At 58.3% G+C, this 13,037-nt stretch carries 11 protein-coding genes; 3 read left to right on the forward strand and 8 right to left on the reverse strand.

The window, feature by feature from the left end; genetic code table 11:
- Positions 1-56 precede the first annotated feature (56 nt).
- The 3 genes from VN887_13725 (at position 57) to VN887_13735 (ending at position 4,709) form a co-directional block, all read left to right on the forward strand.
- Positions 57-800, forward strand: a complete 744-nt coding sequence (locus tag VN887_13725) for a hypothetical protein (protein ID HXT41065.1) — start codon at positions 57-59, stop codon at positions 798-800.
- An 11-nt stretch (positions 801-811) separates the two neighbouring features.
- Positions 812-1,942, forward strand: a complete 1,131-nt coding sequence (locus tag VN887_13730) for a sugar phosphate nucleotidyltransferase (protein ID HXT41066.1) — start codon at positions 812-814, stop codon at positions 1,940-1,942.
- 409 nt (positions 1,943-2,351) lie between these two features.
- A complete protein-coding gene (locus VN887_13735) occupies positions 2,352-4,709 on the forward strand; it encodes a YCF48-related protein (GenBank protein HXT41067.1) in 2,358 nt (785 codons plus the stop codon).
- 13 nt (positions 4,710-4,722) lie between these two features.
- Here the strand turns inward: VN887_13735 and pheT are convergent, their stop codons facing one another.
- From pheT to VN887_13775, 8 genes are all read right to left on the reverse strand, one after another.
- On the reverse strand, positions 4,723-7,251 hold the full coding sequence (pheT, locus tag VN887_13740; protein ID HXT41068.1) for a phenylalanine--tRNA ligase subunit beta: 2,529 nt from the start codon (positions 7,249-7,251) through the stop codon (positions 4,723-4,725).
- Between the two features lie 29 nt (positions 7,252-7,280).
- The gene (locus tag VN887_13745) at positions 7,281-8,624 is read right to left on the reverse strand and encodes a sulfatase-like hydrolase/transferase (GenBank protein ID HXT41069.1); all 1,344 of its coding nucleotides are present in this window, start codon (positions 8,622-8,624) and stop codon (positions 7,281-7,283) included.
- Positions 8,621-9,052 carry a hypothetical protein gene (locus VN887_13750; protein HXT41070.1) on the reverse strand — a complete coding sequence of 144 codons (432 nt, stop codon included), beginning with the start codon at positions 9,050-9,052 and terminating at the stop codon, positions 8,621-8,623. The genes VN887_13745 and VN887_13750 overlap by 4 nt, the downstream gene beginning before the upstream one ends.
- 68 nt (positions 9,053-9,120) lie before the next feature.
- The gene (pheS, locus tag VN887_13755; protein HXT41071.1) at positions 9,121-10,194 is read right to left on the reverse strand and encodes a phenylalanine--tRNA ligase subunit alpha; all 1,074 of its coding nucleotides are present in this window, start codon (positions 10,192-10,194) and stop codon (positions 9,121-9,123) included.
- A gap of 71 nt (positions 10,195-10,265) precedes the next feature.
- A complete protein-coding gene (locus tag VN887_13760; protein HXT41072.1) occupies positions 10,266-10,940 on the reverse strand; it encodes an O-methyltransferase in 675 nt (224 codons plus the stop codon).
- A gap of 91 nt (positions 10,941-11,031) precedes the next feature.
- Positions 11,032-11,406 carry a 50S ribosomal protein L20 gene (rplT, locus tag VN887_13765; GenBank protein HXT41073.1) on the reverse strand — a complete coding sequence of 125 codons (375 nt, stop codon included), beginning with the start codon at positions 11,404-11,406 and terminating at the stop codon, positions 11,032-11,034.
- 33 nt (positions 11,407-11,439) lie between these two features.
- Entirely contained in the window at positions 11,440-11,649 is a 210-nt protein-coding gene (gene rpmI, locus VN887_13770) for a 50S ribosomal protein L35 (protein ID HXT41074.1), read from the reverse strand.
- 79 nt (positions 11,650-11,728) lie between these two features.
- The coding region (locus tag VN887_13775; GenBank protein HXT41075.1) for a carboxypeptidase regulatory-like domain-containing protein at positions 11,729-13,037 on the reverse strand (1,309 nt) is incomplete at its 5' end.

Below are 13,037 nucleotides of genomic sequence, written 5' to 3' on the forward strand. Positions count from 1 at the left end.
TGTAAAAGCCGTGGCCCAGTTTGTGAGTTCTCTTGCCAACGCAGTGAAGGGATAACATGTCTCAGAATCGAAGAGACCCGCTGAAGAGACTGGAACAAGGTGAAGCGTTGGCGGCTGAAGGCTGCTACGCCGAGGCGCTGCGGGAATACCTCTGGTGTTTTGATCGTGGTCTGCGAGTCGATCCTGCTTTCGCGGGAGTGAGACTCACCGCTCTGCTCTACGCTATTGCGCAGTTAGGTAACTTTTATCCTCCGGCGTCAGAAGCGTTGATTTTGCGAAGAAATAGGTTGAGACAAAAACTGTTACGAGGCAGGGCAAGAGTAATGTCAGCTTTTGATTTTTGCGGGCTTAACAGGTATCTGAGTGAGGAGGATGTTACGTTTCAAACATGTCGAAAGCTGCGGCCCGGTGGCAAAGTCAGAATGATACTTGTCGATCATGCTGCTGGTTATCTTTGTGGGATGCGACGATACCGTGAACTATTGGAGCTTGCCGACCCTTTTGCAGTATTTGCAGTCAATTTTCCGGTGAGCGATTCTGCGTCCTCAACCGAGCCGGCTTCGTACCGCCGGAGACTGGGTAAAAGTCTATTGGCGAGGAAATGTGCCCCCTTCGTGGAGGCGTTGGCTGGTACTCAGCGTCACGAACACGCCTTCCAGCTTGCAGGTCGAATTCTACGTGTTCGCTTGGCAAGGGATGTACTTTGCGATTTGCTACAGCGGGCGGAGCGTATTCCGGACAAGAATCTTGTTGCTTATTTGAAAGACAGACTACGGTCCCTTTCCGGCCGCCGCAGTTGAATTTGAAAGCGATGAATACCAAACCTAAAGCGGATGACCGTTTCGTCATCATCATGGCCGGCGGACGAGGCGAGCGGTTCTGGCCGGTTAGCCGCGAGAAGACCCCCAAACAACTGCTCGCGCTGCTCGGTAAAAAGTCGTTTTTGCAGGAGGCCGTTGACCGCGTGCTGCCGTTGGTCCCGTTGAAGAATATTTTTGTTATCACGAACGAGGCGCAAGCGGCGCAGGTCGCGAAGCAACTGCCGAAACTGCCGAAGCATAACATCATCGCCGAGCCGGTTGGACGCGACACCTGCGCCGCGGTCACGCTCGGTGCCGCTCTTGTCGGCGCGCGTTCCACCACCGGCGTGATGGCCGTGTTGCCGGCGGATCACGTGATTCCCGAGGAGAAAAAGTTTCAGCACGTCTTGAACGATTGCTTCGACCTCGCCGGTCGCGGCCAGGCGATTGTTACGATTGGCATCAAGCCGACCGAACCGGCGACCGGCTATGGTTACATTCAGGTAGGTGAACCCCTGCCGCCGCCGCACGGCGCGAAGCCCTACAAAACCACGTTCTTTCGCGCCGAGCGGTTCGTTGAAAAACCGCATTTCGACAAGGCGTTGGAGTACGTCAACAGCGGCCATTATCGCTGGAACGCGGGAATGTTCATCTGGGGTTTCGTGACTGTCACCGAGGGATTGCAGAAACACCAACCGGAAATGTACGAAGCCTGCCAGCGCTGGTTCAAGGTGGCGAACAATCCGGCGAAGCTCGCACGGGTGCTGGCGAAGGAATATCCGGGTCTCAAAAAAATCTCCATTGACTTCGCCCTCATGGAACACGCGCAGAACGTCGTTGTGGCGGCGGGCGATTTTGCGTGGGACGATCTCGGTTCCTGGAACGCGCTGGCCCGGCACCTCAAGCCCGACGCCGAGGGCAATTGCGCCATGGCGGAGTTCATTCACGTGGACGCCGCACGTAACATTATTTTCGACGCACGCATTAAGAACCGCACACCGATTGCCGTCGTGGGCTTGCGCGATTCGATTCTCGTCCAGACGGACGACGCCGTATTACTGGCGCACAAAAGCCAGTCGCAGAAGATCAAGGAACTCGTCAAGAAACTCGCGGAGAAGAAGGAGTATAAGGGGCTGGTCTGACTGAATGCGGATAAAGCATGACCGGCGCTTTCGCCACCGGAAACGAGTCGTTCGTTTTCAACATCGCGTCCGCCGGGAGTATTTGAAATTGGCGAAGGATCTCGCAGCCTTGGCGCGGAGTTTCCGAACCGAATTGACTCCCCGGCTTCAGCAAGGCGCGGCCATTCGTGCGTTTGGCATCCGGGGCGCATTCGCGTTGATATCTGCCTGTCGTGGGACAACCCAGTGCAATGCGGCCCTTGCCGTGACCGACGAGTGCCTCAGCGTTTCGGGCGCGACTCAACCTTGTTTCGTAGGCAAATCCCTTAGCATAACCACGAGGTTTCCCTGATTATCATCGGGGGATTTTTTAGATAAAACTTTTGCACATGGCGCACTTAGAGCTGCCAATGCGGGTACGGGTTCGCTTATGAAACGCGCGGCAAAGGATATCACGCTCGGCCTGCTGGCCATTTCCGGCCTGTTGTCGCCCGCCGTGGCCAGAGCTGACAAGGTGGGCATCAATTTCATCGGCGGCAGCACGGTCAACGGAACGCCGGCGCCGATGGCGGCGAACGAATCGGCGGGCTGGATCCCTCAAAAGTTCTGGAACAACGCGAGTGGTTCCGGCGGTTCAATCAATCCGGTAGGCGACGCCGACGCGGGGATCTCTGTATTTTACAGCGGGTTCTCGGCAAGTTGGTCGGACAGTTTCGGTACGAGGAGCACGCCGGTTGCCGACAACGGCGGCAACAGCCGGCTGATGAAAGGCTACCTCAACACCGATGACACGCCAGGTGGCAGGATCACGGTCACAGTTACCGGCGTGCCGGGTGTTTTCACCGCGGGCGGCTACGCAGTGGTCGTCTACTTCGACGGCGACAACGTCGCGGCCGCGCGGGTGAGCGGGTTCACTTTGACGGCGCCGAATTTCGGACAACAGACACTCTACGGACTCGACAAAGCAAACACGGATTTCGGAGGGACGTTCAAGGAAGTGTCGGGTAGCAGCACGTCAGACCTCGGCAGCAGCACGCCCGACGGAAACGTGCTCGCGTTCGCCACTCTGACGGACAGCGCCTTTACGCTCACGGTCAACGGCGCGAGCACCAGCGATTTGAACCCGCGGGGCGCGCTCAACGCGATTCAGATCGTGGATGCGCGACTGCTGCCGAACCCGCCGGGTCCGGCGATAACCAGCAGCGGCACAGCCACGGGCATGGTCAACGCGGTGTTCAGCTACGCCATCTCTGCGATCAACAATCCGACCAATTTCGGCGCGTCCGGTTTGCCATCCGGCTTGACCATCAATCCGACGAACGGCCTTGTTTCGGGAATTCCCGCGGTCGCCGGAACCTTTCAGGTCACGTTGATCGCGACCAACGCGAACGGCTCCGCGACGAAGCCGCTGACGCTGACCATCAACCCGGCGCAGGTGAATTTCACACCACTCAATTCCGGTACGACCAACCGCCTCGACGGCGGTTCGCTCTGGAATTCGGACAGCGGGTTGATCGCGGGCGTTGGCGGCGCGTTGCTCGTGACCACGAACGGCGGACAAACGTGGAAGTCCTTGAACACAGGATTCACGAACGACCTGACCGGGATCCGGTTGATCGACACGACGGCGTTTCTTATCGGGAGCGATGGACTCATCGCGCGGTCGTTCGATGGCGGTCAAAGCTGGACGCGCTTTACACTTCCAACCGCTGTCGCGTTTCATGAGCTTTCATTCATCAATACGGACTACGGGTTCGCGGTGGGCGACGGGGGCACGATTGCTTTTTACAACGGAAGCGACTGGGCGATTGAAGCAAGTGGAGTGACGAACGATTTGTTCGCGGTTCAGGCGGTCGGTTCGACGGCTTATGCAGCCGGAGCCGGCGATTCGATTCTCCGTTACAGCGGGACGAATTGGATCGCGTTGGACAGCGGCACGACCAACACAACTTTTTACGACGTGGCCTTCAGCGATGAAAACGTCGGATACGTCGCAGGCTCGAACGGCGCGCTTTGCCGGACGGTGAACGGCGGCGTCGATTGGATGCCGCTGACTAGTGGCGTGAATACAACTCTGCGCGCGATCCGGATCATTGATGCGACTACGGCGGTTGTCGTCGGCGACGACGGCGTTGTTCTGTTCACAACCGATGGCGGAAGCAGCTGGAGCCGGCTTTCCACGGGCGCGAATGTCGCGTGGTCGGGACTCGACTTTGCCGGCGGGCGCGGTTTCCTCTTCGGCGAGGGTGGCGTGATCTATCTGTTTCAGCTCGCGTTTATCCCGCTCAACCAGCCGCCCGTGGTGACCATAATCGAACCGACCAACAACGTTGCGATCGTCGCGTGCGTCCCGTTTGCGGTTCAGGCGAACGCGGACGACCCGGACGGATTTGTCAGCCGGGTCGAGTTTTATGTGAACGGCAGCAAACTGGGCGAGCGCACGAGTGGTCCTTACCGGACTAGCTGGGACACTGACGCGGCCGGAACTTACACTCTGACGGCGCGCGCGACGGATAACAGCGGAGCGATCAGTGTTTCGACGCCCGTGACGATCGTGATAGTTCCTCCGCCGCTGCATCATTTGATCGTCCACGGGTTCACATCGAACGGCGATTTCCGCCTCTGCTTCGGTGGCGCGCCGGGAAAGTCTTATACGGTCCAGGGATCAACGAATCTGACGGATTGGAGTGATCTCGGAACGATGGTCGGGGCGGACGGGATTTTGGAGTTTCTCGACGTTAACGCGACGAACTTCAGTCATCGCTTCTATCGCGCCTTGCAGCAATGAATCCGACAGCAGCTCAACGGATCATTGCCTGGAGCTTCTGTTTGAATTGTTCGACCAGCTTCGCGTGCGCAGCGTTCACCTCCGCGTCGGTGAGCGTTCTCTCGGCATGACGATAGGTAAACGCGTAGGCCATGCTCTTCTGACCTTCGGGAACGTGCTGGCCACGAAACACGTCAAACAATTCGATGCTCTCCAGGTTCGCAACTTTGGACTGCTTGACAACGTTGAGCACGGCTTCGTGCGTTGTCGATTCTGGCACCAACATCGCGATGTCGCGGCGGATGCCGGGGAGTTGAGGAAGCGGTTTGAATGACTTGTTTGGGTTCCGCCGTGCCAGCAATTGGTCGAAATCCAATTCCGCGAGAAATGCCGGATCTGGCAAGTCGAACTCGCGAGCACGACCGTGGCCTAGCCTCCCCATCGTACCCAGTGGCAGTTTGCCGCCCAGATTGATCGTCGCCGACTCCGCGAACCACGGGGACAGTTCTTTGCAGGCGGAATAGGAAACAGCTCGTAAACCAAACTGATCGAGAAACACTTCAATGATTCCTTTCAGATCGCAGGCATCGAATTTCACCCGGCGTTCGTCGTAGGCTCCCAGGTCCATTGTGACTTTCAATGATTTGAGTTCACCGAGAGGAATGGCGCTGCCGACACCGGTCCAAAAATCCGGGAAGCGCCGGCCGGTCAAGGCAATGGCCAGCCGGCGTTCTTCTTTGGTTCGTCCGTTCAATTGCGTGAAAACGCGGCCGATTTCAAACAGTGCCACGTCTTCGGTTCCGTGGTGCAGATTGCGGCTTAACGAAGCGAGCAGACCGGGAATCAAACTCGGTCGCAACACATCCATGTCACCGCTTAGCGGATTGGCCAGTACGCGCAAGTCCTCGTCCTTCGCGTCGCGCAGTTCAGGTCCGAATCTCGATACGAGCGTTTGCCCTTGCGCTTCGTTCAAACCGAGCCCCGTCAGAATGCGTCGTGCCTCGGCGATTTGATCATAGACCGGGTCAAAAGCGTTCGCGCCAATGGCGCCGCGCGGCGGCGTGGCCGGAATTTTGTCCACGCCGTGCAAACGGCAGACTTCCTCGATCAAATCCACCTCGCGCTTGAGGTCCATGCGAAAAGTCGGGATGCGAAACGAGAGCGGTTCGGATACCGCGGCGTCGGAGTCAACCGGCCGCGGTTTGCGGCTGATCGCCTTCAAACCGAGTCGGCCGAGGTGAAGCTCGATTTCGCCCGGCTTGATCTCGACGCCGAGCAACTCGCGGACCTTTCCCGAACGCAGCGTGATCTGCCGCGGCTCGACCGGGTTCGGATGCGCGTCAACGGCGCCTTCAGCCAGTTGTCCGCCGGCCGTTTCGAGAATCAATTGCGCGCAACGTGCGCCAGCCCAGTCGGTGATGCCGATGTCCGCGCCGCGTTCGAAGCGATAGCTGGCGTCCGTGCGCAGGCCGAGCGCCTTCGACGTGCGGCGAATGTTCGTTGGTTTGAAGCAAGCGCTCTCGATCAAAACATCCGTGGTCCGTTCGTTGATTTCGGTGTTCTGCCCGCCCATGACGCCGGCGAGCGCGATGCCTTTCTGCTCGTCGGCAATCAGCAACATCTCGCTGGTCAAAGTGCGGTGAATGCCATCGAGTGTCGTGAACTTCTCGCCCCCCTTTGCGCGGCGGATGACGATGGTTGGCTTGCCGGTTGCGCCTTTGGCAATGAGATGATAGTCGAACGCGTGCAAGGGCTGGCCGGTTTCGAGCATCACGTAGTTCGTCACATCCACGACGTTGTTGATGCTGCGGAGGCCGACCTTTTCCAGCACGGAGCGGAGCCAGTCCGGGCTGGGGCCGATCTTCACGCCACGCACAACCCGCGCGACATAGCGCGGACACAGCTCGGCGTCTTCGATGCGGACTGCGACAAGGTCCGCAGTGCCGTCTTGTGGTTTCTGATTTTTGACTTCTGGAATTCGGAGCGGATTCCCGGTTACCGCGCTGATCTCCCGCGCGATGCCGATGACGCTGTTCAGGTCGGGACGGTTCGGCGTGATTTCGAGATCATAAACAACATCGCCAGACGCGCGGCCAAGATATTCTGCGAATGGCTGGCCCACTTTTGCGTCCTGCGGCAGAATGAGCAGGCCGTCCACCTGGTCTGGCAAACCAAGTTCCTGCGGCGAGCACATCATGCCCTGGCTGGTGATGCCAAAAACTTTTCGCTCCTTGATGACGAAGGGTTCTTTGTCGCCGGGCTTCAACGGCAGCGCGTAGTTCGGCAGGATGAGGGGGACCTTGTCGCCGGGCTGGTGGTTCTGCGCGCCGCAGATGATCGTGCGCTCGCCTTTGCCGTCATTCACCTTGCAGACTGAGAGCTTGTCCGAGCCGGGCACCTTGTCTCGCGTCAGGATCTGAGCGATGACGATGCCCTCGAATTCACCCGCAAGCTTCTGCACGCCCTCAACCTCAAGTCCGAGCATGGTCAGCCGCTCCGCCAGTTCCCCCGGCGACCAGTTGAAATCAACGTATTGCTTGAGCCAATTGAGTGTGACTTTCATCGCTTCAATTCAAAATTCACCTTGAACTCTCAATGCTTCCGGATGGCTCGCCGTTCTCCACCGGCGAAAACATCGGCGATTGGCGCGCCGGTTTGCGGAAACGCCGCGTGATAATCCTCGCCGAGCAACGCCGCGATCGTGGCCGCGATCTGGCTTTGCATGCGCGGTTCGGTTTGTGTCCGTTCGCCGACCGGCGGCGTGTCCGGGCCGATGACCGCAATCCAGTCGCCTTCCGAGTTGGCGACCTTTTCGCCGTGACTCTTCCAATCCAGCGGTCCGCTGCCGCGGCCATGATCCGCCGTGATGATGATGGTCGTTTTGTCGCGATACTGGGGCAGGGACTGCGCCAGTTCCCAGAGCCGCCGGACAAAGTCGTCCATATGGTGCGCGGCGGTAAGGTAAAGATCGTAGCGGCCCGCGTGCGCCCATTCGTCCGTCTCGCCAAACCCGACGAACACCAGACGCGGTTGCTTGCGCTTCACATGGTCCATCGTGGCGTGAAAGAGGAACGAATCGTAAGTCAAGTCCTCCCACATCGGCGTAGTATCGCGCATCAGGTCCGTGACGAACTGCGGCGTGGGAATCTCGTAACTGCCGAACTTCGATTCCCAGACCGGCCAGGTTGGCAGATGACTGCGCTCGATGTTGAAAATGTAGGGGAACACATCCCAGGTGCCGAACACTGCGACACGATTGCGTAGGCCGGGGCGGCCGTTCAGCCACTCGAACACCGTCACGTTCGGGTTCGGCTTCTTGTCATTGCTGTCAATGCGCGCGTCGGGCGCGCCGGTGAGGATTTCATTGTAACCGGGATAAGAAAACTTTTTGCCATTCGTCACGGTGACAACGCTGCCTTTGGTTTGATTGCCGAAGAGCTGTCCGTGCGAAGCGATCTCGCCCCAAAAGAACGGCAGCAATGCCTCGCGCCTCGCCTCGGGCGTGTCGCGCCAGAAGGCCTTGCGCAGCGTGTTTGTGTCTTTGACACCGCCGATTTCCCGGGTCATCAACTGCGCTTCGGCGCCGCTGAACACCTCCTGCCACCGGAACCCGTCGCTGATGACGAGGAAAACGCTTTGGGTTTTGAGGGTAGCGGCGTTCGCGCCCGGCAATAGACCCAGGAATGTAAGCGCCAAAAGTGCGGCGAAGCCGAAACGGAGCGCGGGTCTGCGACCCGCAGCGCGCACGTTCAGGTCGCGGCCTAAAAATTCCCGATGAGTTGCGTCCGCAACGGAACTGCTGCGGCTCACAGAGCCGCGCTCCGAATGCAGAGCAGCTCCGACGGTGAGGTTGAGTGCAGTGAGCCGTTCGGTCTTTTTTTTAGCTGAGCTGTTGGAGTCAGCGTATAGATTGAGCCAATTGAAGGTGAGTTTCATGGAGAATTGGTAGGGGAAAACTTCTTGTTCAGTTCATTAAAGAACTTTTGAACTTCGCTGTCAGAAAGTCCTGACGCTTTCAGCAACTCAATTGCACGGGGGCGTAACTCATTCAAATTGCCTAATCGAGTCTTATCTGCTGTAAGAGGTGTGGATGCCAACGATGTTATTAGTTCAACAGTTTTCTGAGCCATTAATTTGTTTTGCTCAGTCAGATCTTTTATTTCCTGAAGCTTTTGATCGACAACTCTGACACTGTTCCCAGCCACACCGAAGCTTTCGACTTTTCCGGAGGCGACCAAGAACATGACCGAGATCAAAAAGATGAGCGACGTAAAACAAGCGTAATGTTGCCAACCTCTCAAGTCTCGGTTGTCGATTTGTCGGATCAAATACACTGTACCAATTGCCGGAGCGATGATTGCCATCCATAGCATATTTATTCCGTTCGATAACCGTTCAAGTTTGGATCCGCGAGGCGCCGGTTTTCTTGTTCTTAAAACTGCCTTAAAAACCTCAGATCATTCTCGTAGAATAGCCGGATGTCGTTGATGCCATAACGGATCATGGCGACGCGTTCGATGCCGAAGCCGAACGCCCAGCCCGTCCAGACTTCAGGATCGTAACCGACGTGCTCGAACACCTGCGGGTGCACCATGCCGCAACCGGCGATCTCCAGCCATTCCTTGCCCATCTTGCGCGTGAGCGCGCTCGAAAAATCAATCTCGAAGCTCGGCTCGGTGTAGCTGAAGTAGTGCGGACGAAAACGAATCTTCACGTCGCTTCCGAGCAGTTCCTTGAACACGAACTCGACGGTGCCCTTGAGGTCACCGACGGTGACGCCCTTGTCCACGTAAAGCCCCTCGATCTGTTGGAAGGTCGGATTGTGCGTTGCGTCGGCGTTGTCGCGGCGATAGACGCGGCCCGGAACGATAATGCGAATCGGAGGTTGTTGCTTCTCCATGACGCGGATTTGGACGGAGGAAGTATGAGTGCGGAGAAGAAGGGGTTTACCCTCGCCACCCGCTCCTTTCTCATTCGGTGGGAGAGGTTCGCCGGATGGCCGGGTGACGGCGGAGTTCTCAGCCCGCAAATAGAACGTGTCTTGCGTATCGCGGGCGGGATGGTCGGCGGGCGTGTTCAACGCATCGAAGCAATGATATTCGTCCTCGATCTCCGGGCCATCCGCGACGACGAAGCCAATCTTGCGGAAACTACGTACGATATCGTCGGTCACCTGCGTGAGTGGATGCAGCTTGCCCAGCGCGCGACGACGACCGGGCAGGGTGAAGTCGGTTGGTTCTTTGGACGACGCGGCTTTGTCTTCGAGTTCTTCACGTCGTGCAGTCAGAGCTGATTCGAGCTCTGCCTTGGCTGCATTGATCAGCTTGCCGGCGGTGGGGCGATCTTCCTTGGCCAGAGAACCGAGCTGTTTCATCAACGCCGTGAACTTGCCGTGCGGGCCGATCCACGCGCCTTTGGCGTTATCGAGCGCGGCGAGGTCGGGTGCAGCTTTTAGTTCCGTCAGGGCGGATTGTTTCAGAGGCCCGATGTCGTCAAGAAAAGCCATACGGATGAACGAACGTTATTCGCAACCAGGAAAAACAGAAAGCGAATTCATGATTTCCGAAAGGGAATTGATCACGGATCCGTGATCACCAGCGCGACGGTAAAACCATCATAGCCTTTGCTGCCGACGGTCTGGATGGCGGTGGCCGTCACACGGGGTTCAGCGGCGACAAGTTCATTGAAGCGGCGGGCGCCTTGAACCCGGGCGTCCTCGTGATGAGGATCAATCACCGCGCCTTCGCGGATGACATTGTCGGCGACGATGCACGTGCCGCGTCGGGAAAGTTTGAGCGCCCAGGTGAAATAATCAGGATAACCCGGCTTATCGGCGTCGATGAAAATGAAATCAAACGGCGGCTGCTTTCCGGTAACGAGCTGTTGCAAAGTGTCCAGCGCCGCCCCCAGACGCAATTCGACGACGCCGGCCAGACCGGCCCGGGCGATGTTTTTGCGGGCAACCTCCGCGTGTTTTGGTTCCGATTCCAGCGTCATGAGGGTTCCGCCGGGTGGCAGGGCGCGGGCGAGCCAGATGGTGCTGTAACCGCCGAGCGTGCCGATTTCCAGAATGTGACGCGCGCCCTGAATTTTCGCGAGCAGTTGCAGGAACTTGCCCTGGTTGGGCGCCACATTGATCTGCGGCAACCCTGCATCGGCGCTGGTTTGCAGGGCCGTCTCCAGTGCGCGGTCCGGTCGAACGAGCAAGTCGGTGATGTAACGGTCAACCGCCGTCCAGTGCGCGATGTTCATGGTGAAAAACGTTAACCTCGAAAGCCAGGAGTGGGAAAGCAAAACGGGCGGCCATTGCTGGTCGCCCGATGCGTCAAAGCCCTTGCGTGATTCAGGCCTTTGCCGTGGCCTTGGCCCTGAGCGCGTTCTGGGCGACCTTGACCAACTCGCCAAACGCGGCGTTGTCCTGCGCGGCGATGTCGGCCAGCACCTTGCGGTCGAGCGCGACCTTCGCGGCCTTCAAACCTTCCATGAACCGGCTGTAGGTCAGTCCGGCGGCACGAGCGGCGGCATTGATGCGGATTTGCCAGAGCGCGCGGAAATTGCGCTTCTTGGTCTTTCGATCGCGGTAGGCGTATTGACGGCCATGATCGACCGCATCGGAGGCGTAACGGTAAAGTTTCGAGCGGCGCATCCGGAAGCCTTTGGCGGCCCGGATCATTCTGGTGCGGCGCTTGCGGGAGGCGGGGGCGTTGGTGACTCGCATGGGTCAGTTCAAAATTGAAGGTTGAGAGGGAAATCAGTGGCTGAACGGAAGGTTTTGAATGATGCGATAGACGTCGGTTTTGTCCACGACGGCCATCTTCCCCAGGCGGCGACGGCGTTTCGCGTTTTTCGTGGCGAGCAGGTGGCGTCGGCCGGCGTGGGAACGCAGGACCTTGCCGCTTGCGGTGATTTTGAACCGCTTGGCCACGGACTTTTTGGTTTTGATGCCTTTGGGTCGACGCATAAATCAACTTTCGTTCAAAAAGAGCGCGCAATATAGGAACGCCCGGAGGGGGAAGCAAGTGGTATTTTGTCGGTCCGCGCTAGGGCACCAACACGGCGCGGTAGAACCTTCGGGTGAAGTTCGACGTGCCGGGATCAGAGAATGGAAATGAGCCGCCAAACGCCGTGTTCGTGGCGAGTGTGGCCCACGTCGAAAAATCGGTCGTCACATCGATACGGTAATTCCGGCCGGATTCGCCGGAGACCTGGAATTGGAACTGGCCGGGGAGCCATTGCGGTTGGGTCAACGTGGCGGGGGTATTGCTGAACGCCTGAACCGTGAAGTTGGCCGTGGCGTTTGTCCCGCTGACGATCACGTTCTGCTGATTCGGACAGCCGTAGCCCTGCGTGTTGAGGCTGGAACAGTCCAGGTTGACCTGCCACGTGCCATTGAACACACTCAATTGATAATGGCCGGCGCCGTCGGTTTGCGCGTTGGAGGAATAGTTTGTTCCACTCGCCGTAATGAAGCCGCTCACATTGATGTTCGACAGGGGCTGACCGTTGCTGTTGGTCACGACTCCCGTAATTGTTGTGGTGGCCGCCCGAACCACGTAATTGATGTTCGAGATGTTCACGCCGTCGGTCACGTTGAAGGTCATGTCGGGTCCGATCACACCCAGCTGTGCGGCGCTGCCCGATTCCAGATTGATGGTCCAACTTCCGCCGAACACACCGAGATCAAAGCTCCCGTCGCCGGCGGTCGTCGCCGAGGCGGATGAGCCGCCGCCTTGAGGGAACGCCAGGAGCGTGAGTCCGGAGACGGGCAGGGCGCCGGTGTCCGTCACGTGTCCGAGCAGATGCGCGGTGGAACGCTGCGCGACAAAATTGACGAGAACTGCCTGCCCATTCGTCAGCGTAACGTTGGTTCCCTGCAAGACATAACCGGCGAGACCCGGATTGCTGTTGTCGGGACCGATGAACCAGGTGGTCCCGCTCACGCCCAGGGTGTAGTTCCCGTTGGCGTCGGTGATGGCGCTGGCCTGATACTGATTGCTGCCGTCGTTGGCGAACATCGAAATACCCGGGAGCGGGGCGTTGGTATCATTCTTGACGTTGCCATAAATCAGGGCGGATTCCTTCGCCAGGGGTATGTTGACTCCGGTCACGTCGCTTGTGCTCACGGTCACCTTTGGTTTGTTCTGTGGTCGCAGGTAGCCGGCCTGGCTCAAGCCGAAGTCCGAGAGGCTGAATTTCCACTGGTCCGGCAGAACGGACGCGGTGAAGTTGCCGCTGGCATCCGAGAAGGCGAAGGTTAGCGTGTTGTTGGCTGATTCCACGAAGAGCTGCAAGCCGGGAATTCCGTTACTGCTGGCCGCGTCGCTCACCTTCCCCGAAATCGTATGCGTG

The sequence above is a fragment of the Candidatus Angelobacter sp. genome (assembly GCA_035607015.1).
Taxonomy (GTDB): Bacteria; Verrucomicrobiota; Verrucomicrobiia; order Limisphaerales; family AV2; genus AV2.